This is a genomic window from Pontimicrobium sp. MEBiC06410, assembly GCF_053601615.1.
In genome coordinates this window covers 428,385-452,018 of the sequence record NZ_JBSHNT010000162.1, presented here as the reverse complement: position 1 = coordinate 452,018, position 23,634 = coordinate 428,385, and the positions used below count along the sequence as shown (strand labels likewise).

The window sequence follows — 23,634 nt, the reverse complement described above, 5'->3', positions numbered from 1 at the left end:
AAAATACCGAGGCTTTCTATCGAAAATTAGTTGGTAGCTAAATTCTTTTATCTTTTAATAAACTTTTTAGTAATTACTGTTTCTTTTGTATTAACGTTTATAAAATATAATCCGCTTTCTAAGTTTCTTACATTTATTTCGTTTGATAAACGCCCTTTAATTACAGTTTGTCCAGCCATATTTACAATAGTATAATTGCCTTGTAAATCGCCTTGCGTTTTAATGTATAATACAGCTCCTTTTACTGGGTTTGGATATACACTAAAATCTAAAATAGTATCACTTTCACTTACATGGATTAAATCCTCTCCTCTAGAGGTTCCAGAGGCTGTTAAATTAATATTATCTATTGCTATATCTGCTTGCCAAGTGCTTCCTGTTACTCTATTAAATCGTAATTGAATACCTCCACCTACATAGGCAGATAAATTAACGCTTTGTGTTAACCAAGAATTACCTTGATTTCCTGTTTGGTTCCAAACACTTGTCCATGTTGCGCCATTATCATTACTTACTTCTAAAGCAATACTTCCCATATCGGCAGCTCCAAACATGTGATAACTAAAATCGAACGTTGCAGATGTCTGTCCGCTTAAATCATAACAAGGTGATGTAATTATTGCTCTTTTGTTAGGGTATCCTGTTCCATTACCAGAAGCCTCTACATAAATATAATTAGCCCCTTCTGCTGCGCTTGATGGTCCTGTGTTATTAGATGGTGTCCCTCCTGCATCTACAGTCCAATCTATATCATCTGTACTGGATTGTGTCCAATCTCCTAAATCTGGTTCAAACCCTTCTGTATATGGATATGCAGTAATACCTCCTGTACAACCAGTATTAGTAACAGTACCTTCGGTTAAGTTAATGGCATCTAAAGCTATATCTGCTTGCCAAGTACTACCAGTAACTCTATTAAATCGCAATTGTAAATCTCCGCCTACATATGCCGCAAGGTTAACATTAGCAGTTAACCAAGAGTTTCCTTTATTTCCTGTTTCACTCCAAATGGATGCCCAAGTTGTTCCATTATCGCTACTGGCTTCTAATGCTATGGTTCCCATATCTGTAGCTCCAAACATATGATAACTAAAACTAAATGTCGCTTCAGTTAATCCGCTTAAATCAAAACAAGGAGAATTAAGTATTGCGCTTTTATTTGGGTACCCTGTTCCATTCCCTGAAGCTTCTACATAAATGTAATTAGATCCTTCTGTTGCACTTGATGGCCCTGTATTGTTTGATGGGGTTCCACTAGCGTCAATAGTCCAATCTATATCGTCTGCACTAGACTGTGTCCACGTTCCTAAACCTGTTTCAAACCCTTCTGCGTATGGAAATGTGCTAATACCTTCAGAACACCCAGAGCTTGTAGCATTTACAATTACTGTTCTTACAACTTCTATTGCTGCATTTCCAGCTGCATCACTTACATTATAGGTTATTGTGTACGTTCCTTCTGATGCTGTATTAACAGAACCTGATGTAACAATATTTGCTGTTATGTCTCCATCAATATTATCTGTTGCTGTTGCCCCTGCATCTGTATATCCATCTCCAACATTTATGTTTACTGTAGCAGTACCTAAAAGTGTAATAACTGGTGCTGTTGTATCTGCACCAGCTCCTGTAATGTTTACAGTATAGTCTTCTACTTCTCCATATTGAAAAGATTCGCATGGTGTTTGAGCCGCATTATATTTCATAGACACACGCATTCTTGTCGTTCCTTCTGTTGCACTATTTGGCACTGTAAATGTTCCACTTACAGGTGTTGTTTGCGTTGGTGCTTGTGTAAACACTTGCTCTCCTGCGTCTTCAAAATCACCATCTTTATTATAATCTATCCAAACTGCATAGGCTTCATTATATACAGTTCCTGTCCACGTTGGTGTTATTGTTATTGTTGCTGCCGCTTGTTTAGCTAAATCTGTAGATTGCGATGTAAAATTGGCATATCCTGCTGCTGCTGCACCAGATGTATTATCTATGGTTCCTAATTGCACTCTAGAAATATACTCATCACTTACATCATTTCCGTTAGATGCACAGTAATTTAACTGCACTTCGGTTGTTGTAAAATTAATAGAACTACTGTATGCAGAATTAGCACCTCCAGAGCATTTGCTTCTTACTTGGGCTTCATACTGTGTTAATGCATTTAAACCTGACAATGCAGAAGAAGTTCCTGTTACGGCATTTGTTATCCATGTAGCTGTACCAGTTTCTCTGTAGCGTAAATCGTAGGTTGCTGCAGTAACAGCATTCCAACTTAGTGTTGCTGTAGATGCTCCTACATTAGAAGCTGCTAAACCAGTTGGTACAGATGCTGTACATAATACTTGACCGCTAATAGTAAAATTAGTATTAGAAATATCAAAGAAGATATTATTAGCGCCTCTTACCATAATTCTATTTTGCGAACCTTGATTATTAGGCACTACAATATCGTGAGCCCCGTCATTAGTAACTCCAGACGCTAAAGTTATTGGGTAGGTATCTCCTCCATCTGTTGACAAGAAAATATCTACATTAGCGGCATTAACTCCGTTTCCTGTTGTGCCAGCGACATCCCAAGTTACAGACTGTGTTGTACCTGCGCTCCATGTTACATTAGTATTTGGTGCATTCACTACAAATGGTCCTGCTGTACCATTAACGTTAACAACCATATCGTCGCTATTATTATTTGCCCCTCCTGCTCTATTATCTCTAACTGTAAGCCTAAAGTTTAATGTTCTTGCTACGTTTGGTACGGCTTCCCATTCCCATGCTGTTGCGCCAGTTTTTATGGTAGCTAATCTTGGAAAATAACGCTTAGTATCTGTAGTAGGGTTGTATGATCTAAATGCTGGGCCTGATGTAGCTGTTACACTTGGTTTCTGTGTTGCTGAATTATTTTCATCAAATTGCTCCCAACAGTAGGTTAATACATCTTGAGAGTTCGCATCAGAGCCTGCACCTGTTAATACAAAAGCTGTTCCTTTAGGAATTGTGTAATTTACTCCTGCATTTGCTGTTGGCACAGCATTATTAGTGTTAGTGTTAGTTTGACAGCTTGTTGTTTTTACATAATTTGTTATTTGCTGTATTGTTACACCATGAAAATATGGGTCACTATTAGATTGTACATCTGTATTGGCTCCTGTAATTCCTGCATACCCCATTATTGTGCTACCACTTCCTGGTTCCATTTGTACATTTGTGCCTTCATTTCCTCCATGTGTCCAGGTATGGTTTCCTCCAAATTGGTGTCCAATTTCATGGGCTACAAAATCTACATCAAAAGGGTCTCCTTCTGGTGTATTAAGCGATGTCCAACCACTTCCTTTTTGTCCGTTTACACATACACAGCCTATGCATCCTGCATTTCCGCTGTTTCCAGACCTTGCAAATAAATGCCCGACATCGTAATTTGCTTCTCCTATTTGACTGGTTAGTGTTGATTGTAATGCACTATTATAACCGCCAGACGAGCCATAAGGGTCAGATGACGCATTTGTATATATTACATCATCTGTATTAGAAATAAGTACCATTGTAACATTAAAATCGTTTTCAAAAATACCATTCACTCTAGTCATCGTGGTATTAATAGCAGCCAATGCTAAGGCTTTTGTACCTCCATGATATGAAGCATATTCTCCAGTTGTTGAAACTGCTAATCTATACGTTCGTAAAGTACTATCGTCTGCATTTTTTAAGACTGTATTGTTTCCTGATAATGTTTTGTTTGTTGCATCGGTTACCTCACATTCAAAATCATTAAAATCTGCTGTTCTATCTGCTCTTTTATATACTGTATAAACCTTAAGGTCATTAGTGTAAGGTTCTATAAAAGTAGCTGGCTTGGTTGCAGATAAACGCATACTTTGCAATCCTAAAGGTGAAATACTAAAGCGTATTCTGTCTGAAGCGTTATCTACGCCTTGGCCTGCATAAGACTTTATATTAGGGTACTTTGCTGCTAATTCTGGATGCATTACTGGAGCTTCCATTACTCTATAGTTCTCAAACTCTCCTTCTGAGTTTGGAAAAGAGATAATAACGCCAGAGTTTCCTGTTAATGTTCCTCTTAATGGAACTGAAGTTAATGCTTGTTTTAAATTTTGAAGGTCTAAAACATAAGTTTCTTGTTTTGGTAGGTCTTGTCTACTACTTTTTACATTAGTAATACTTGCTGAGTTTTGCTTTTGCCAAAATGATTTGCTTTGCGAAAATGCAAAAACCACATTTAACAAAAACACAACTAAAAGTGTTTTTCTCATGGTAGTTTACTTTTTTTTGGTTAATTAATTATTGATTACTCTATTAAATTAATAAAATAACACCGAATAAACATTCGATAGTACTATTTTTCGACGAATGGTTATTAAAAATGCTATAATTACCTGTTAATCATATAGTAATGATAGACTTTTAATAAAAAAGCCTCGATTTTCATCGAGACCTTTTCAAAATAATTGGTTGGTTTAATAGACTAATTAATATATAATAATTATTGTTTAATAAACTTTTTGTTCATTGTAGCAATACCATCATTAATTTCTATAAAGTAAACTCCTTGCTCTAGAGCACTAACGTTTATTGCTTTAGTTAATCGCCCTTTAGCTATAGTTTGACCTGTGATATTTAAAATTCTATAAGTCCCCTCAAGATCTCCTTTTATTTTAATATTTAATAGATCTCCTTTTACTGGGTTTGGATACATTACAAAATCATTATTATTAACATCTATAGTTCTCAAGTTACCAGCTGTTCTAGAGTTTCCTATACAGAAGTTAGTGGTTTCTGATCTTCCAAAACTTCCTCCAGATGCTAACGTTCCTGATCCATCTGATACTGTGTACGAACCTACTCCGTATGAGCAGCATATGCCATCTCCATAAGAGTCATTAATTACGAAATCGTAACATCCATCTGGTAAACATATTGTTTGTTCTACTGTTGAACCATCTGGGTTAGCCGATGTATAGTTTGCAGATGCAACAGTTGTTCCGCTTGCATTTTTAAGCTCCCATGAGGTTTCTTCTGGATAGTTATCTAACTTAATAGATACTGTAACATCTGTACATGCTGGTTGAGCGCCTACACAGAAATTTGTGGTTTCTGAACTATTAAAGCTACCTCCTGATGCTAATGTTCCTGAAGCATTTGTAACGCTATAAGATCCATTACCGTATGCACAGCATATACCATCTCCATAAGAATCTGTAATTATAAAGTCGTAACATCCATCTGGTAAACAAAGTGTTTCTGAAACTGTAGATCCATCTGGGTTAGCAGAAGAATAAGATCCTGAAGCAACTGTTGTTCCACTAGCATTTACTATAGACCATGCTGTTTCTTCTGGGTAATTGTCTAAAGTAATGGTTACATTAACTTCATTATCTGTACAAGCTGTTGAACATGGCTCACAAGAAGAACCTCCACAGTCTACTCCTGTTTCGTCTCCATTTTGTATTCCATCATCACATGTTGGTGGTGTATTACATGGCTCACAAGATCCACCACAATCTACTCCTGTTTCATCTCCGTTTTGTATTCCATCGTCGCATGTTGGTGTGCTACCCGAATCACATTTTGTTGATGCTCCAAGACTTGCTCTAACACCACCTGGTAATAATGTTACACGCATTCTATCTATTTGTCCTTGAGTATATAAATTCATACAAGCATCATCACTATAGTCCATATAATTTTGAACCATATCTGTACTACCGCATGATGAATGCGATGGCGTACAACCATAGTTAGGAGCATCTGATGTTGGTGTGTCGCTTACAAAGTCGTCTACTCCACAACCACCATCTCCCCAGATATGACGTAAGTTTAAAAAGTGCCCTACTTCATGTGTAGTTGTTCTTCCTAAATCGAAAGGGGCAGATAAATAAAATCCTGATCCTCCATTTTTACTACCAAAATAGTTTGGAGACATTACTACACCATCGGTTGCTGCACTTCCTCCAGGAAATTGTGCATAACCCAAAATTCCTCCTCCTATATTACATACCCACATATTTAAGTATTGAGAGGTGTCCCAAGGATCTACTCCACCTTGAGATGATTTTTTCATTGCATCATTAGTTCCCCAACTAGTCCTTGTAGAGGATTTTCTTGTAATACCATTAGTGGGATTACCATTCTCATCTACTGCTGCTAAACAAAATTCTATTTGCGAATCTCCTGCTTGAGACCATGTATTGTCTGCATCTGCATTTGTTCGTCTAAAATCGTCATTTAACACTTGCATCTGAGACATTATTTGAGCATTGCTAATATTCTCATTAGCATTGCTGTATATTACATGTACCACAACTGGTATTGTAATAATGTCTCCTACAATTTTGTTTTGTTGACTTTGCATTTCTTGAAGCTTATTTTTTGTATAAGTTTCAATGTCTTGCATGTTTTGCTCTAAATTAGGGTTTAGTTGCTTTCTGTACTCTAAGTTTTCCATAGATTTACAGTTTCGCTGCTGTTGTGCAAAAACAGTAAATACAAACAAAAAACTCAATAAAAATAAAGTAGTTGATTTCTTCATAATAATACTATATTATAGGTTAATGATTGTGGGAGCATTATTATTCTATGGTTAAAATTATGAAAAATTCTCAGTTTTTAAGCATTTTTAATAAAAAATATTCTAAAAAAACATAGTTTTATTGAGATTACGGCAAAAACCGTAATCTCAAATAATACTATTCTTACAATTTTATTTTTACTGTTTTATGAATTTCTTATTCATGGTTGCAACGCCATCATTAACTTGTATAAAATATACACCGGCTTGTAACGATTCTAAATTTATTGATTTCATTAACTCGCCTTTAATTACTGTTTTACCTGTAATATCCATAATTTTATATGTTGCTGCTATGTCTCCTTTAAGTTTAATATTTAAGACATCTTTTGCTGGGTTTGGATACATTTTAAAGTCATTATTATTAATGTTTACTGGACGTATAACTCCAGCAATTCTGGTGGATTCGCTTCCTACACAAAAGTTTGTTGTTTCTGATGATTGAAACGAAGCTCCAGAACCTAAAACACCATCATTATCTGTAATAGTATAAGAGCCGTTTCCATAGGAACAACACATCCCATCATTTGAAGCATCTGAAATAATAAAATCATAACAGCCCTCTGGTAAGCATAATGTTTGCTCTATAGTTGAATAATCATCATTATCACTTGTATAATTAGCTGATGCTACAGTAGTTCCATTGGCATCATTTAATACCCACGAGGTTTCTTCTGGGTATGCATCGAACACTATTGCTACAACAACAGAAATATCGGTGCATATTTCTGTACAGGGTTCGCAATCTGTTCCTCCACAATCTACTCCTGTTTCATCTCCATTTTGTACTCCATCACTACAGGTTGGCTGTGGCCCTCTATTGTCTACACAAAAATTAGTTGTTTCTGTATTATTAAAACTTCCTCCAGAGGCTAAAACCTCTTCTCCATTGGTTACAGAATATGAGCCATTACCAAAATCGCAGCAAATACCATCTCCATAGCTATCTGTAATTACAAAATTGTAACAACCATTTGGCAAACATAGGGTTTCTGTAACTGTTGATCCGTCTGGATTAGCTACAGAATATGTTCCTGAAGCAACACTAACTCCATCTGTATTATTTATGCTCCACCCTGTTTCTTCTGGGTAGTCATCGAAAGTAATACTAACTTCTATCTCGTTATCTATGCAAGGTACTACGCAAGGCTGACAAAATGGTCCGCCACAATCTACTCCTGTTTCGTCTCCATTTTGTATTCCATCACTACAACTAGACACAATCTCTCCTATGCAAAAATTTGCAACATCTACACTTCCAAAACTACCTCCTGATACTAAAATATCGTCGTTAGATATAATTCCGTAAGCCCCAAACCCGTAGGTACAACATATACCATCTCCATAACTATCTGTAATTACAAATTCGTAACACCCATCTGGTAAACATAACGATTCTGTTACTATAGAACCATCTGGGTTTGCAGTGGAGTACTCTCCTGTTGCTATAGTTACTCCACTAGTATTTTTAATACTCCATGAGGTTTCTTCTGGATAATTATCTAAAATAACAACAACATTAACTTGGTTTTCATCGCAGGCTATTTTATTAAATTGCTTTGGTAGTTCTTTAGGCTGTTTTTGGGTGTTAATTTCAGTTTTTTCTTTTTTAGGCTGTAAGTTTTGTATTGTTTTACTTTTGGGTTGTTGAGCAACAACTGTAAATGAAAACAAGAAACTAAACAGTGATAAAATCATTGTTTTTTTCATAATAAGTAGGTGTTTTATTTTAATGATAAATTGGGGTATTATCATTTTCTACACTTAAAATAAGAAAAAATTGCTATCAATTTTTAATTTTAAGTTATTAAATACAGTAACGTAATCGTTTTATTAAATTTACGGGATTTACCGTAATGCCTAGTAATTTTATTCTTACATTTATATGATGGAACAAAAAATAATGTCTATTAAAGATCTATCAATCTCTTTTTTTTCTAACAAAAAAGAAACTAAAATTATTCATTCTATTTCTTATGATTTGAATAGAAATGAAATTTTAGGTATTGTTGGAGAATCTGGTTCTGGTAAATCGGTATCATCTTTAGCCGTTTTGGGTTTGCTTCCTAGAAAAATCTCTAAAATAACATCTGGCTCTATTATTTTTGAAAATAAAGATTTAACACAGCTTCCTTTAAATAAGTTTCGACTTATAAGAGGCAAAAAAATTGCTATGATTTTCCAGGAACCTATGAGTTCTTTAAATCCTTCTATGACTTGTGGTAAACAAGTTGAAGAAATTCTTTTTCAACATACTTCTTTATCTAAAAAAGAAGTAAAAGCAGAGACATTATCATTACTTGAAAAAGTTAAGTTACCTGAACCAAATCGGGTTTACTCTTCATACCCTCATGAAATTTCTGGCGGACAGAAACAGCGTGTTATGATCGCTATGGCTATAGCATGCAAACCTCAAATTCTTATAGCAGACGAACCCACAACTGCATTAGATGTTACTGTACAAAAAGAGATTATTTCTCTTTTAAAAGAGTTACAAGAGGAAACTAATATGAGTATTATTTTCATTACTCATGATTTGGCTTTAATATCTCAAATTGCTGATCGTGTATTGGTAATGTATAAAGGAACTATTGTTGAGCAAAATAATGTATTAGCAATTTTTAATTCACCTGAGCATGATTATACCAAAGCTTTAATAAAATCTAGGCCTTCTTTAGATGTTAGATTAAAGACATTGCCTACTATTGATGCTATTTTAAATGACAATGTTTCTAATAGTATTGTTACTAAAACCATGCGAAAACTTCAACATGAAAAAATATATAATAAAACTCCTTTATTAGAGGTTAAGAATGTAGAGAAGGAATATATTTCTAGATCTGGTTGGTTTTCTAAACCTGAATCTTTTAAAGCTGTTAACGATGTTAGTTTTAAAGTATATGAAGGCGAAACACTAGGTTTGGTTGGAGAATCTGGTTGCGGAAAATCGACTTTAGGAAATGCTATTTTACAATTAGATAAGGCTACTGCTGGACAGATTTTATTTAATGGTATAGATATTACAAAACTAAGTGGCTCTCAACTTAAAACGCTAAGGAAAGATATTCAAATCATTTTCCAAGATCCGTATTCTTCCTTAAATCCACGGATAACAATTGGCAATGCTATTATAGAACCCATGAAGGTTCATAAATTATATGCTACTGATGCTGAATGTAGAGCTAAAGCTATACATATTTTGGAACGTGTTGGTTTGTCTGAGGCCTATTTTAATCGTTATCCTCATGAATTTTCTGGAGGACAACGTCAACGTATTGGTATTGCAAGAACTATTGCTTTAAATCCTAAACTTATTGTTTGCGATGAGTCTGTTTCTGCTTTAGATATTTCTGTACAAGCTCAAGTATTAAACTTATTAAATGAATTGAAGGAAAATTTTGGCTTTACTTATATTTTTATTTCACACGATTTGGCTGTTGTAAAATACATGTCGGACCAATTATTGGTAATGAATAAAGGGAAAGTTGAAGAATTAGATGATGCCGATGTTATTTATAATTCTCCTAAAAAAGAATATACTAAAAAACTTATTGACGCTATCCCAAAAGGGTTATAGCATGAATACTTTTTTAGTGATATGAATTATATTCTTAATAAAAACTACTGTGTTTTTAAATCCATAATACAGCTTATTTATCTTAGTTTCTTGAATCTCTGGTAAATTAGCTGTAATATTCATAAGTAGGTTAAATTATGATAGATTTAGGGTTGTTATTATCTATTTAGTAAACTTGGGTTAACATAACATAATGGTTAAATTATGATACATTTGGGTTTATTAATTTTGATAGGTTTGGGGTTACAAATATACATTTGTTTTTAAAATTTCTGTTTAAAAGCATTATTTTTAGACGAAATGCGTTAAATTTTAACATTTAAAGTGTTTATATACTATCAATTCTTATGATTCTTTGCAGAATTTATTAGGTTTGTCGCTTTAAAAATTTAAATAGTTTATTACTGTATTCTTGCCCACCTATATCGTATATGTTATAATGATCTGCATTTTCTACTGTAACAAATACTCTGTCTTTTGATGCTAAATTTGCATATAATTGTTTTCCGTACTTAAACTTTATATTATTATCTGCATTACCATGGGCTATTAAAATTGGGCAAGATATATTTTTAACAGATTCTATGGGTTTTACTTTTTCTGGATTAAATGCTGCAATTTCACTAGCTTTTTCAAGTGTTATGTTACAAATCCATTCTAAACCAACTCCATAGGAAAATCGTTTTTGATAGTCGTAAACGATTTGCCTTAAGTCTGTAAATGTACTTTCGATAATTCCAAATGTTATTCTTTTATCTCTTTCTATTGCTTGTAATGCAATAGCTCCTCCTAATGAGTTTCCCCATATACCTAATTTAGTGTCAGGCTGTTTCTTTTTTATTTCATCTACAATAAGCGAAATATCTGTTTTTTCATAATATCCATAAGTAGAATATAGCCCTCCACTTTCTCCATGTGCTCTATTATCGAAAAGCCAACTATCGTATCCTCTGTTAGCTAAATCTATTGCTAATTTTGTAAAATGCTCTTTGCACCCTCCTATACCATGTACTAATATTACAGAGCCATAGATTGTATCTTTATTAGATTTTACATGGTAACCTTTAAGAGCAATACTATCTTTTGTTAAAAGACTTAACTTTGTGTAGTCTTGTTTTTCTATTTCTAGATAATTGGGTGTGGTTATTCTTTTTGGTTGTAAAAGTGCATACGGCAACACATTATTTATTACAAATGCTAATGTTACTATAATTAGTAGTATAACAACACCTGCTATTTTGTACTTTTTTTTCACTTACTTATTCAAGATTCATTTCTGGGATATCTCCTTCTACAATAAGCGTTCCTTCTGTTGCTTTTATTATCTCTTCTACAGAAACTCCTGGAGCTCTTTCTAATAATTTAAAACCTTGTTTTGTAACTTCTAAAACGGCTAAATTTGTTACTATTTTTTTTACACATCCTACTCCTGTTAACGGTAATGAGCATTTTTTAAGCAGTTTAGATTCTCCTCTTTTATTGGTATGCATCATAGCTACAATAATATTTTCTGCACTTGCTACTAAATCCATAGCACCTCCCATGCCTTTAACCATTTTTCCTGGAATTTTCCAATTGGCTATATCTCCATTTTCTGCAACTTCCATTGCTCCTAAAATAGTTAAATCTACATGCTGACCTCTAATCATAGAGAAACTGGTTGCTGAGTCAAAAAAACTTGCTCCAGGCAAAGTTGTTATGGTTTGTTTTCCTGCATTTATTACATCTGCATCTTCTTCTCCTTCAAATGGAAAAGGGCCCATTCCTAAAACTCCATTTTCACTTTGGAATTCGACTTCTATATCTTCTCTAACATAATTAGCTACTAGAGTTGGTATTCCAATTCCTAAATTCACATAATAACCGTCTTGTACTTCTTTTGCTATGCGTTTTGCTATTCCTGTTTTATCTAACATAATATTAATTTAATAATGTTATAATTTGATGATTAACCTCTTTTTACTCGTTGAAATAATTTTAGAAATAATAAGTACTACAGATTTCAATTGTAGAAATCATTTCAAGTGATAATTCGAATGTTAATTTTACTATTAAATTATCCTTATCGTTACTCTTTTTCAAATTATTTAATCATCAAATTGTTTTTTTATTCTCTTTTTCTAACGGTTCTTTGCTCTATTCTCTTTTCGTATTTTTCTCCTTGAAATATGCGTTGCACAAATATACCTGGTATGTGTATTTGGTTAGGATCTAATGTTCCAACTGGTACTAATTCTTCTACCTCAGCAACTGTTATTTTTGCAGCTCCACACATGTTAGGGTTAAAGTTTCTGGCTGTTCCTTTAAAAATTAAGTTTCCTGCTTCATCTCCTTTCCATGCTTTTACGAAACCAAAATCGGCATTAAAGGCTTGCTCTAAAACATACATTTTACCATTAAATTCTCTTGTCTCTTTTCCCTCTGCTACTTCTGTTCCATAACCTGCTGGCGTATAAAATGCTGGAAATCCTGCTTGAGCTGCTCTACATCGTTCTGCAAGGGTTCCTTGTGGTATTAGTTCTACATCTAGCTCTCCAGACAGCATCTGCCTTTCAAATTCATCGTTTTCTCCTACGTATGATGATATCATTTTTTTTATTTGACGTTGATGCAATAATAATCCTAAACCAAAATCATCGACTCCTGCATTGTTAGAGATACAGGTTAATCCTTTTACACCACTTTTTACTAATGCTGCTATTGCGTTTTCTGGAATTCCAGACAGTCCAAAGCCTCCAAGCATAAAGGTCATGTTATCTGCAATACCTTCAGTTGCTTCTTTAACCGAGTTTACTTTTTTGCTAATCATTTATTCAAAAATTTATTGAGGCTTAAAATTAAGAAATAAAAAAGCCATTCTGTAACGAATGGCTTTTAAATATTTTTTTAAAGTTCTAAATCATCTTCTATTTTATCTGGCATTCCATTATCTACAGGAGCGCCTTCTGGCTTATACTTACTACAGTCTACTTCTATAGACAAATCTTTTGGTGCTTCAAAGTCTTTTTTAGAGATGTTTAATGTTTTATCATCATAACAGCTACGCATATACATTCCCCAAATTGGTAATGCCATAGAGGCGCCTTGACCATAGGTTATAGATTTAAAATGTGCTGCTCTATCTTCTGCACCAACCCATACGCCTGTAACTAAATTAGGTACCATTCCCATAAACCAACCATCACTTTGGTTTTGTGTTGTTCCTGTTTTTCCTGCTATAGGGTTTGTTAGCTTATATGGGTATCCTGTTATTATATCTTTATAAACATCTGTTTTTCCTGCCCATGTGTGACGTAATCTAGATCCTGATCCGGATTCTACTACACCTTGCATTAGTTTTACAGTAACATATGCAGATTCTGCACTTAAAACGTCTTTAGTTTCTGGTGTAAATTGGTATAATACTGTTCCATTTTTATCTTCAATTCTTTCTATCATTACTGGTTTTGTATAGACTCCTTTATTTGCAAAGGCAGAGTATGCACCAACCATTTCATAGATACTAATATCTGGTGTTCCTAATGCTATAGATGGGACTTCTGGAATGTCTGAAGTAACTCCTAAATTATGAGCTAATTTAGCTACTGGTTGAGGCCCAACTTTATTCATTAAACGGGCTGTTACAGTATTTACCGAGTTTGCTAAAGCATCTTTTAATGTTTTCTCTCCTCCATATTTTCCATCTGAGTTCTTAGGTGTCCATGGCTCTGGGTTTCCAAACTTATTTGCTTCTATTGTTATTTGAGATAGTGGTTGTTTATCGCAAGGAGACATATGTAACTGGTCTATTGCTGTGGCATAAACAAATGGTTTAAAGGTAGATCCTACTTGACGTTTTCCTTGTTTTACATGATCGTATTTAAAATATTTATGGTCATTACCTCCAACCCATGCTTTTACATGGCCTGTATGTGGGTCCATGCTCATCATTCCTGGGTGTAATAACGATTTATAATAACGCATAGAGTCTATTGGTTTCATAATAGTATCTACTTCACTTGGCTTACCTTTTATCCATTTAAAAATTGTCATTTTTGTAGGGACATCAAAAGATGCTATTATTTCTTTTTTAGATTTCCCTGCTTCTTTCATTACTCTCCATCGTTCTCCTCTTGACATAGATGTTCGCATTAAATTATCTATCTCTGCTTTAGATAAGTCTACAAATGGTGCTGTAGGATTTTTTTTTGGTGTATTCTGATGAAAAAACTCTGCTTGTAGTCTAGCCATATGCTTTGTTACTGCTTCTTCTGCATATTTTTGCATACGTGAGTCTATTGTTGTGAAAATCTTTAAACCATCACTGTACAAATTATATTTAGTGCCATCTGGTTTTGGATTATCTGCTATCCATTTTCTCATCTCTTTGTCTAAATAACTCCTAAAGTGAGGTGCAGGGCCTTCGTTATGAGATTCTGGCGTATACCTTAAATCTAAATCTGTTTTTTTTAATGAGTCTTTAACGGTATTTTCTATATATCCATATTTAGCCATTTGTGCTAATACTACATTTCTCCTGTTTTTTGTTCCTATTGGATTCCTGTGAGGTCTTGGGTTATATAGTGTGGAATTTTTAAACATTCCTACTAACATAGCCGATTCTTTTAAGCTTAATTGTTTTGGTTCTTTTCCAAAATAAATTCTTGCTGCTGAACGTATTCCATCTGCATTATTATTAAAATCGTAAATATTGAAGTACTGCGCTATAATTTCTTCTTTGGTATATTGGCGTTCTAAACGAATAGCTATAATCCATTCTTTAAATTTCTGGGTATATCGTCTCCATCCTCTTGCTCTTTCCCCGTGAAATAGTTGTTTTGCTAATTGCTGAGAAATTGTACTAGCTCCTCCTTTTTTACCTAAAAATACTGCGGCTCTTAACGTTCCTCTGGCATCTACTCCAGAATGTTCGTAGAACCTGGCATCTTCGGTTGCAACTAATGCATCTACTAAATGCTTTGGTAACTCATCGTAACTAACGGGTGTTCTATTGTCCTTGAAATATATTTTTCCTAATGTTTTGCCGTCATTAGATATTATCTCGGATGCTAAGTTGGTTTTTGGATTCTCTAAAACGGTGTGATCTGGCATCTCTCCAAAAGCACCCCAAGATGCTAATGAAAATAATAATACCACAAATAGTACTCCTGCTAAAAACAACACCCAAAACCAACGAATGTATTTTTCGAAGCCTTGATTTTCTTTTGCTTGCTTTGCTTTTGCCATTTATTACTTAAATTTAAATAATTATGTAAGTGTTTATAGTAACACTTAGTTTTGGGTTAGTGTTTCTATTCTAAACCCTATATCTGTTACCCCTTCTAAATCTTCTATACCATTTACTTCTCCATTTTTTCTCATGGCATGCTGTATTTTAACAGTGTATTCTCCAGATTCATTAAATACTACACCTTCTTTATACCAAAGTTTATTTTCTTTTACACTACTTATGCCTGTTCCTAATAACTTCCCATTAGGGTCTGCCATTTTATATTCTAATGTATCTTTAATGATTTTACCGTGTGGAAAATCCATTTCAACAATTAAAAAGAGGTTACTGTATTTATAGTCTTTAGTATTCCTAACGTTTACAAAAAGATTATGTGCACTTGTTGTATCGGGAACTTGAATATTAAAGCTTACCACATCGTTTTTATTCCATACGTTGGGTACTGTTTTATATTCATCGAAAATGCTATTTGAATCGCATGAAAGGAAACAAACTCCTAATAGAACACTACTTAATACTATTTTATTTTGTAGTTTTTTTAGAACTGTTTTTAGCATTGTTTGTTTTGTTTTGGGGTTTTCTTTTATTCCTGTTGCGATTATTACGACTCTTATTGTTTTTACGTTTTTTATTGCCTTTTGGATTATCGAATCGTGTTAAACTGTCTTGTCCAACAACGTTTTCGAACTCTACTTTAGTATCTTCTATTAAATCTGATGCGTATTCTTCTAAGCTAGCAATTTTCTCTTTTTTCTTATTTAACTCGATAATTTCTCTAGCTTGTTCGGTTGTAATCTTGTGCCAATTCATCCATTCCCCTTCGTAGGCATACCACATATGTCCACGGAAAATATCTGTTTTTTGGCATACTGCTGTTCCTTTTTGAGTGTATAATTTTACATCTGTTTTAGGAAATGCTTTTAAAGCATCTAAATAAGAGTCTAACTCGTAGTTTAAGCAGCATTTTAGTTTACCACATTGCCCTGCTAGTTTTTGCGGGTTTAATGATAATTGTTGGTATCTGGCAGCAGATGTACTCACAGACCTAAAATCGGTTAACCAAGTAGAGCAACATAATTCTCTTCCACAAGATCCTATACCTCCAAGTCTGGCTGCTTCTTGCCTAAAGCCAACTTGTTTCATTTCTATTCGCGTTCTAAATTCTTTTGCAAATACTTTTATTAACTCACGAAAATCTACACGGTCTTCTGCGGTATAATAAAATGTGGCTTTACTTGCATCGCCTTGAAATTCAATATCAGAAATTTTCATCTGTAATTTTAAATCTATAGCAAATTGACGAGCTCTTACCTTCATTGGTTCTTCTCTATCTCTTGCTTTAGACCAAATATCAATGTCTTTCTGTGATGCCTTTCGGTATATTTTTAAAATATCTTCTGGTTTCTGGCTTATTTTTTTACGTTTCATTTGTACACGAACCAACTCTCCAGATAAGGTTACCATACCTATATCATGTCCAGATTGTGCTTGAGTAGCTACAATATCTCCTATAGAAAGTGATAGGTTTTCTGTGTTTTTGTAGTAATTTTTTCTTCCGTTTTTAAAACGAACCTCAACAAAGTCGAACGGTTTTTCTCCATTTGGAACAGACATATTCGATAACCAATCGAAAACTGTTAATTTATTACAACTATCGGTACCACAGGTTCCATTGTTTTTACATCCTTTTGGGCTCCCGTCTTTAGTTGAGCAACTTTTACAAGCCATATAATTTTATATATTGATTCTGAGTACCGTACGTACCAGAAGATGGTTATTATTAATTGTACATGACTTAAAAAAGCATGACAAATATGATTTAGTTTTAAAGTTAGTACATATTAAAATACATTGTGTATAGATGTATAACTTTTGATTGTAAAGATAAGATTATTCTAAAGACTTGAAAATATAAAAAACCCGAAGCATCACTTCGGGTTTTTATTTGTGTAAACACTGCTTGTTTTACATTAATATTTTATTGTAATTTATTCTTTTTTTAAGGTTTCAAAAATATTTCTTAAATCTTTTTTATAGGGCAAATGGTCTGCTCTTCCTTTTTTAAAGATATCGTTACTGTTACCTTGTCCTTTTCTCAATGCTTTTTGTTCTTCGTAAGGTAATGCTATAATTTCTTTACAGTTTGTTGAGCAACAATTATCCATTTCTGCTTTACACGATTCGCATTGTATAAACAACAAATGGCAGGCTTCGTTAGCACAGTTTACATGTGTATCGCAAGGATTACCACATTGGTGGCAGTTTGCAATAACATCATCACTAATTTTTTCTGCTCTACGATCGTCGAACACAAAGTTTTTTCCTATAAATTTATTCTCTAATGCTTCTGCTTTAACTTGTCTCGTGTATTCTATTATACCTCCTTCTAATTGGTAAACATTTTTAAAGCCTTTATGTTTAAAGTATGCACTCGCTTTTTCACAACGAATACCTCCGGTACAATACATCACTAAGTTTTTATCTTCTTTATGTGCTTTTAAATCGTCTTCAATAATGTCCAACGATTCTCTAAACGTATCTACATCTGGTTTTACTGCATTTTTAAAATGGCCTATTTCACTTTCGTAATGGTTACGCATATCTACTAAAACAGTATTTTCATCTTCAATTAAATCATTAAAGACATCTGCATTTACGTGTATTCCTTTATTGGTAACATCGAAAGTATCATCATTTAATCCATCTGCTACAATTTTATTACGCACTTTAACTTTCAATTTTAAAAACGACATATTGTCTTGCTCTACAGCAATGTTTAATCTAATGTCTTTTAGAAAGTCTATGGTATCTAAATGCGTTTTAAATGCATTAAAATTATCTGCTGGTAGCGATAATTGTGCATTTATACCTTCGGTTGCAATGTAAATACGTCCTAAAACGTCTAATGCATCCCAGGTAATAAATAAATGGTCTCGTAATAATTGTGGATTGCCAATTTTAGCATATTGATAAAATGAAAGCGTTAAACGTTCTTTTCCTGCGCTTTCAATTAATTCTGCTCTTTCTTTGGCACTTAGTTTATTGTACAGTTGCATGCTATACTAATTTTTAAAGTTAAAAGATTATTTTTTGCAAAAGTACTATTTAATCTTAATTAAACAAGGCTATAACTTTATTACAGGTAATTAACTTAAAAAACAAGGCATAAAAAAAGTCCTTTTTCTTTAAAAAGGACTTTTAATAGACTAACTCGTTATTAATTTTTTCTTTCACAAAAAAATAAAACGAGCTAACCTCCATCGGCTTTACAGCTACTATTCACAAAGACAGCAACTGGAACACCTAATGTGTTCAATGTTAATGTTTTTTTTAAATATACCATGTCTTTAACACTTAAAATTAAAGATAATTCATTTAAAAAACGGAGTAAATTTTTCTTTTTCACAGCTAATTATTTCCCGCTTTATTTAGTAGATGCAGAAAGTATAAAAAGGTTGCGTCATAAAATTGTAATACCTAAAAAGAATTGGTATTTTAGCACAAATATTACCAATAAAACTAGAAAAATGAGCAGTGAAAAAGAAGCAAAATTAAAAGCACTAAAACTTACTTTAGATAAATTAGATAAGGCATACGGAAAAGGAACAGTAATGAAAATGAGCGATGCAGCAATCGTTGATGTTGATGCTATCCCTACTGGGTCTTTAGGGTTAGATATTGCTTTAGGTGTTGGAGGTTATCCAAGAGGGCGAGTTATAGAAATATATGGTCCTGAATCTTCTGGTAAAACAACTTTAACGCTACATGCTATTGCAGAAGCACAAAAAGCAGGAGGTATTGCTGCATTTATTGATGCCGAGCATGCTTTTGATCGTTTTTATGCCGAAAAATTAGGTGTAGACATTGATAATTTAATAATATCTCAGCCAGATAATGGTGAACAAGCATTAGAAATTGCAGATAATTTAATTCGTTCTGGAGCTATTGATATTGTAGTTGTAGATTCTGTTGCCGCCTTAACTCCTAAAAGTGAAATAGAAGGAGAAATGGGAGACTCAAAAATGGGATTACATGCACGTTTAATGTCTCAAGCTTTAAGAAAATTAACGGCTTCTATAAGTAAAACGAATTGTACTGTTATTTTTATTAACCAATTACGTGAAAAAATTGGTGTAATGTTTGGAAATCCTGAAACAACAACTGGTGGTAATGCTCTAAAATTTTATGCCTCTGTACGTTTAGATATTAGACGATCTACCCAAATAAAAGGAACAGATGGTGAAGTTATGGGTAATAAAACTAGAGTTAAGGTTGTTAAAAACAAAGTAGCTCCACCTTTTAAATTAGCTGAATTTGATATTATGTACGGAGAAGGTGTTAGTAAAGTTGGTGAGATTTTAGATGTTGCTGTAGATAAAGGTATCGTTAAAAAAAGTGGTTCTTGGTTTAGTTATGGAGAAACCAAACTAGGGCAAGGTAGAGATGCTGTAAAAGCAATAATAAAAGACAATCCAGAACTTTTTGAAGAACTGGAAGAAAAAATAAAAGAAGCCATTAAAGAGGCTCAATAAAAATTAAATCCCGAAAAATTCGGGATTTTTTTATTTTTATACGCAACCATTTAACTATTTGCGCATCTAAGTATAAAATAAGATACGTTTTAGTTAACAGAAATGACAATGAAAAAAATAATTATTTGCCTTATTATGGTAGCTACGGTTTTCTCTTGTAGTCTTTCTGAAGATTCATCATCGGCAGATACTCAAGAGTTATTACCTATAGAAAATATAGATATGCCAGAAGAGTTTACACTAGGTGAAACTTATGAAATTTCGATTACATACTTAAGACCTACAACTTGTCATGCTTTTAATGACATATATTATTTAAAGCAAGATAATGAAAGAACTATTGCTGTAATAAGTACCGTTTTTAATAGTAATGGAAATTGTACTGTATTAACAAATACAGAATTGGGAGCCACTTTCGATTTTGAAGCTACAACTCCTGGATCTTACATATTTAAATTCTGGAAAGGAAAAGATGAAGGAGGAGAAGATGTTTATTTAACGGTTGAAGTACCTGTAAATTAAAAATTGAATTTTAACTAACACATAATCAATTGAGTTTAGAACAACTCATATATAATTGTAAAATTAATGATACTAAGGCACAAAGCGAACTATACACACTCTTTTCGGGTAAACTGTTTTCTATTTGCCTAAAGTATTCAAAAAACTATGCAGAAGCAGAAGATAATTTACAAGATGCGTTTATTACTATCTTTAAAAAGATAGAACAATATAAAAATAAAGGTTCTTTTGAAGGTTGGTTAAAACGAATAACCATAAATACAGCTTTACAACGTTACAGAAGTAAAGGTGTTTTTGAAATAGTTAATGAAGATGCTATAGAAGATGAAACTGTAGATATAGATGATGACGATGATGATGTATCTTTGGATTTTTTATTAGAGATTATCCAAGGCTTACCCGATAGATACAGACTAGTTTTTAACCTTTACGTTATGGATGGTTACTCGCATAGTGATATTTCAGAATTACTAAAAATAAGCACCGGAACCTCTAAATCTAACCTAGCTAGAGCTAGACAGATTTTAAAGAATAAAATATTAGAATATAAAAAAGGATTACAGTCCCAATCATTATAATGAGTGATAAAAAACACATAGATAGGCTTTTCCAAGAAAAGTTTAAGGATTTTGAAGCCCAACCTAGCGCGAAAGTTTGGGAAAACATTCAAAATCAACTTGAACAGCCTACCCCGAAACATAAAAAAGCAATGCCTCTATGGGCTAAAGTTGCAAGTATTGCTGCTATTTTATTATTATTTATCTCTATTGGAAGCATTTTTACAGGTAATAATGACTCGACGTCCCCGCCAGTTGTTAATATAAATGATAAAAAAGAAAACACTAATATCGATGCTCAGAAGAAAGAGTTAGATAGTAATAAAGCAAATAATAATTTAGTAAATTCAAATAATACTGCTGAAAACCCTGAAGAAAATTCTTTATTCTCATCTAAAAATGAAGGTGTTGTAAATAACACTACTAAAAAACAAAACAGTTCTAATTCGAGCAATAATGCAACTGTTACCTCACAGAAAACAAATACTAGTAATCCTTACAATTCAAAAAAATCTACTACTAACATCAACGAAGCTGTAGCCAACACTACAAACAATAATTCTAATGACAAAACAGGATTTAATAAGTTAAATAATAGTACTACAACACTAGAAGGTATAGTTAATACTACTTTTAATAAAACAAATGGTGACAACAATAGTTTAAAAAACACCTCACAGAAAACGAATAATAATACTGTTTACAATAATAATTATGCTAATTCTGTTAAAAACTCATCTCAAGTTTCCAGTTCTAATGAAACCAATCAATACGATTCAGTAACAACAAATTCAAATAATTATACTAAAAACGATATAAATACAACAACTGATGCTACTGCAATAGCATTAGTTAACTCTCTTAATGAAAAAGAAAAAGAGAACATTGCTGTGGCATTAGATTATACAAAATCTAATGCTATAGAAGAGGCCATTGCCAAGAATCAAAATATTAATGAAAAAGAAAAAGAAGAAGTAGACAGGTGGACTGTTAATGCAAACATTGCGCCTGTATACTACAACACTCTTGGCAAAGGCTCTCACATTCATGATCAATTTATAGACAATCCTAAAAATGGAGAGTTAAATACTAGTTACGGTATACACGTTGGTTATGCTTTTAATAATAGGTTAAAACTACGTTCTGGAGTTAGCAAACTTAATTTAAGTTATGACACTGCTAATGTTATTGTATATGAAACAGTAACTAACACACCTGGGCATAACCCTTTAAGAAATATAGATTTTATACCTAATAATCAAGGAGAAACATTATCTGTTTTAAGCACAGACAATCTTGGAATACAGCAAATAAGTGGTATTGCAAATGACCAACTAAATGCTGCTTTAAGCCAACGTATTAACTATATAGAAGTTCCTGTAGAGTTGGAATACGCTTTGGTTAATAAACGTTTTGGTGTAAATATTATTGGAGGGCTTAGTACTTTTATTTTAAATGGTAATGAAGTCGTTACAGAAGTTGATAACAGAAAAACACTTATTGGAAAAGCCAATAATATAAATAATATAAGCTTTAGTACAAATTTAGGTATAGGCATAGATTATAAATTTAATGATGCTTTTAAGTTTAACTTAGAACCAACATTTAAATATCAAATTAATGCATACAGTGAGGTTTCAGGAGATTTTAAACCTTACATTATAGGAGTCTATACTGGCTTTAGCTACAGGTTTTAATTTTTTAGTTGGTTAAACTAAATACCCTTCTCGCTTGACGAGAAAACAATGAGGTTAAAAAGCTGCTCAGTGCCAAGAGTAGCTTTTTACTTTTTTACTATTCCGTAATCTTTAAGTTGATTTAAAATAACTGTTCTTGTTTTTTTATTTAATGCTTTTGTATCCTCGACTGCTAACCCCTTAGTATCTATAAAGCGATGCATTTTAACACGCATTATTCCAGGGCCTCCACTAAAAAAAGTATATGAAAAACGTTTTTTATTATCTGCAAATGTTAATGGAACTATCGGTATTTGGTGGTTAATTGCTAAACGAAAGGCACCATCTTTAAACTCAGCCAAATCTACATTTTCTTCTGGCACCATCCCTTCAGGAAAAATACAAATGCTTAAACCTTGTTTTAAACGTTTTTGTGCTCTTAAAAAAACAGCTTGCCTACTTTTTGCACTACTTCTGTCTACTAGTATAGAGGTTCGTTTATAAAAGAATCCTAATAATGGAATTTTTGCTAACTCTGCCTTACCTACAAACACAAAAGGATTTTTTACAGCTACTAACATTAACATAATATCCGTCATAGAGGTATGGTTAGCTGTAAACATATAACTCTTATTAATATCTGTAGTCTGTTCTCTTTCTATTTTGGTTTTAAAACCCATTCCTATTAATATAAAACGAGCCCAAATACGCGCTAACTTAAAAAAATATGGGTACCAAGATTCTTTTAAAATAGAAACAACAAGCAATGGAAATAAAATTATTATTGGTATCGCAACAACAATATAAAACCAAATGCGGTATACTAACCAAAAAATGTATTTAAATACAATCATAAGTGCCAAAAATAAACAATTGATTTGAAGTAATTCGTTTTCCTTTTACTTAAAAAAATTACCTTTGTTTTTCAACAAAAGAAATTTAATAGAAATAACGTAC

Annotated in this window: 16 protein-coding genes; 5 read left to right on the top strand and 11 right to left on the bottom strand. The window is 33.0% G+C overall.

Annotated features, from left to right (window positions below):
* Positions 1–47 precede the first annotated feature (47 nt).
* From ACVC08_RS17825 to ACVC08_RS17815, 3 genes are all read right to left on the bottom strand, one after another.
* Positions 48–4,268: a reprolysin-like metallopeptidase gene (locus ACVC08_RS17825; RefSeq protein ID WP_452603065.1), complete on the bottom strand. Its 4,221-nt coding sequence runs from the start codon at positions 4,266–4,268 to the stop codon at positions 48–50.
* A gap of 230 nt (positions 4,269–4,498) precedes the next feature.
* On the bottom strand, positions 4,499–6,544 hold the full coding sequence (locus ACVC08_RS17820; RefSeq protein WP_452598134.1) for a M43 family zinc metalloprotease: 2,046 nt from the start codon (positions 6,542–6,544) through the stop codon (positions 4,499–4,501).
* A gap of 177 nt (positions 6,545–6,721) precedes the next feature.
* Positions 6,722–8,293, bottom strand: coding sequence for a T9SS type A sorting domain-containing protein (locus ACVC08_RS17815; RefSeq protein WP_452603064.1), 1,572 nt, complete (start codon positions 8,291–8,293; stop codon positions 6,722–6,724).
* Between the two features lie 193 nt (positions 8,294–8,486).
* Between ACVC08_RS17815 and ACVC08_RS17810 the strand changes: the two genes are divergently transcribed.
* A complete protein-coding gene (locus ACVC08_RS17810) occupies positions 8,487–10,160 on the top strand; it encodes an ABC transporter ATP-binding protein (RefSeq protein ID WP_452603063.1) in 1,674 nt (557 codons plus the stop codon).
* A gap of 367 nt (positions 10,161–10,527) precedes the next feature.
* On the opposite strand, the gene ACVC08_RS17805 is transcribed toward ACVC08_RS17810, so the two are convergent.
* From ACVC08_RS17805 to trhO, 7 genes are all read right to left on the bottom strand, one after another.
* On the bottom strand, positions 10,528–11,415 hold the full coding sequence (locus ACVC08_RS17805; protein ID WP_452603062.1) for an alpha/beta hydrolase: 888 nt from the start codon (positions 11,413–11,415) through the stop codon (positions 10,528–10,530).
* Between the two features lie 4 nt (positions 11,416–11,419).
* Positions 11,420–12,076, bottom strand: coding sequence for a CoA transferase subunit B (locus ACVC08_RS17800; RefSeq protein WP_452603061.1), 657 nt, complete (start codon positions 12,074–12,076; stop codon positions 11,420–11,422).
* Between the two features lie 191 nt (positions 12,077–12,267).
* Entirely contained in the window at positions 12,268–12,969 is a 702-nt protein-coding gene (locus ACVC08_RS17795) for a CoA transferase subunit A (protein ID WP_452598129.1), read from the bottom strand.
* 77 nt (positions 12,970–13,046) lie between these two features.
* On the bottom strand, positions 13,047–15,386 hold the full coding sequence (locus tag ACVC08_RS17790; protein ID WP_452603060.1) for a penicillin-binding protein 1A: 2,340 nt from the start codon (positions 15,384–15,386) through the stop codon (positions 13,047–13,049).
* A gap of 45 nt (positions 15,387–15,431) precedes the next feature.
* Positions 15,432–15,947 (bottom strand): gliding motility lipoprotein GldH, encoded by a 516-nt coding sequence (locus ACVC08_RS17785; RefSeq protein ID WP_452598127.1) that lies wholly within the window; start codon positions 15,945–15,947, stop codon positions 15,432–15,434.
* Positions 15,913–17,118 carry a PSP1 domain-containing protein gene (locus ACVC08_RS17780; RefSeq protein WP_452603059.1) on the bottom strand — a complete coding sequence of 402 codons (1,206 nt, stop codon included), beginning with the start codon at positions 17,116–17,118 and terminating at the stop codon, positions 15,913–15,915. The genes ACVC08_RS17785 and ACVC08_RS17780 overlap by 35 nt, the downstream gene beginning before the upstream one ends.
* Positions 17,119–17,378: 260 nt before the next feature.
* Positions 17,379–18,446: an oxygen-dependent tRNA uridine(34) hydroxylase TrhO gene (trhO, locus tag ACVC08_RS17775; RefSeq protein ID WP_452598125.1), complete on the bottom strand. Its 1,068-nt coding sequence runs from the start codon at positions 18,444–18,446 to the stop codon at positions 17,379–17,381.
* Positions 18,447–18,917: 471 nt separating this feature from the next.
* Here trhO and recA point away from each other — a divergent pair, with 471 nt between their 5' ends.
* The 4 genes from recA to ACVC08_RS17755 all read left to right on the top strand — a co-directional run bounded on the left by recA (position 18,918) and on the right by ACVC08_RS17755 (position 22,698).
* Positions 18,918–19,922, top strand: coding sequence for a recombinase RecA (gene recA, locus ACVC08_RS17770; protein ID WP_452603078.1), 1,005 nt, complete (start codon positions 18,918–18,920; stop codon positions 19,920–19,922).
* A gap of 108 nt (positions 19,923–20,030) precedes the next feature.
* On the top strand, positions 20,031–20,444 hold the full coding sequence (locus tag ACVC08_RS17765; protein ID WP_452598124.1) for a hypothetical protein: 414 nt from the start codon (positions 20,031–20,033) through the stop codon (positions 20,442–20,444).
* Positions 20,445–20,473: 29 nt separating this feature from the next.
* Complete coding sequence (locus ACVC08_RS17760; RefSeq protein ID WP_452598123.1) at positions 20,474–21,022, top strand: RNA polymerase sigma factor; 549 nt, start codon at positions 20,474–20,476, stop codon at positions 21,020–21,022.
* The gene (locus ACVC08_RS17755; protein ID WP_452603058.1) at positions 21,022–22,698 is read left to right on the top strand and encodes a hypothetical protein; all 1,677 of its coding nucleotides are present in this window, start codon (positions 21,022–21,024) and stop codon (positions 22,696–22,698) included. Before ACVC08_RS17760 ends, ACVC08_RS17755 begins: the two co-directional genes overlap by 1 nt.
* A gap of 86 nt (positions 22,699–22,784) precedes the next feature.
* On the opposite strand, the gene ACVC08_RS17750 is transcribed toward ACVC08_RS17755, so the two are convergent.
* Positions 22,785–23,531, bottom strand: coding sequence for a lysophospholipid acyltransferase family protein (locus ACVC08_RS17750; RefSeq protein ID WP_452603057.1), 747 nt, complete (start codon positions 23,529–23,531; stop codon positions 22,785–22,787).
* Between the last annotated feature and the right edge of the window lie 103 nt (positions 23,532–23,634).

Coding starts and splice junctions, on each gene's coding strand:
- ACVC08_RS17785 (WP_452598127.1), bottom strand. CDS start 15,947: ATGCTAAAAACAGTTCTAAAAAAACTACAAAATAAAATAGTATTAAGT.
- ACVC08_RS17780 (WP_452603059.1), bottom strand. CDS start 17,118: ATGGCTTGTAAAAGTTGCTCAACTAAAGACGGGAGCCCAAAAGGATGT.
- ACVC08_RS17765 (WP_452598124.1), top strand. CDS start 20,031: ATGAAAAAAATAATTATTTGCCTTATTATGGTAGCTACGGTTTTCTCT.
- recA (WP_452603078.1), top strand. CDS start 18,918: ATGAGCAGTGAAAAAGAAGCAAAATTAAAAGCACTAAAACTTACTTTA.
- ACVC08_RS17810 (WP_452603063.1), top strand. CDS start 8,487: ATGTCTATTAAAGATCTATCAATCTCTTTTTTTTCTAACAAAAAAGAA.
- ACVC08_RS17755 (WP_452603058.1), top strand. CDS start 21,022: ATGAGTGATAAAAAACACATAGATAGGCTTTTCCAAGAAAAGTTTAAG.
- ACVC08_RS17795 (WP_452598129.1), bottom strand. CDS start 12,969: ATGATTAGCAAAAAAGTAAACTCGGTTAAAGAAGCAACTGAAGGTATT.
- ACVC08_RS17790 (WP_452603060.1), bottom strand. CDS start 15,386: ATGGCAAAAGCAAAGCAAGCAAAAGAAAATCAAGGCTTCGAAAAATAC.
- ACVC08_RS17820 (WP_452598134.1), bottom strand. CDS start 6,544: ATGAAGAAATCAACTACTTTATTTTTATTGAGTTTTTTGTTTGTATTT.
- ACVC08_RS17825 (WP_452603065.1), bottom strand. CDS start 4,268: ATGAGAAAAACACTTTTAGTTGTGTTTTTGTTAAATGTGGTTTTTGCA.
- ACVC08_RS17750 (WP_452603057.1), bottom strand. CDS start 23,531: ATGATTGTATTTAAATACATTTTTTGGTTAGTATACCGCATTTGGTTT.
- ACVC08_RS17800 (WP_452603061.1), bottom strand. CDS start 12,076: ATGTTAGATAAAACAGGAATAGCAAAACGCATAGCAAAAGAAGTACAA.
- trhO (WP_452598125.1), bottom strand. CDS start 18,446: ATGCAACTGTACAATAAACTAAGTGCCAAAGAAAGAGCAGAATTAATT.
- ACVC08_RS17815 (WP_452603064.1), bottom strand. CDS start 8,293: ATGAAAAAAACAATGATTTTATCACTGTTTAGTTTCTTGTTTTCATTT.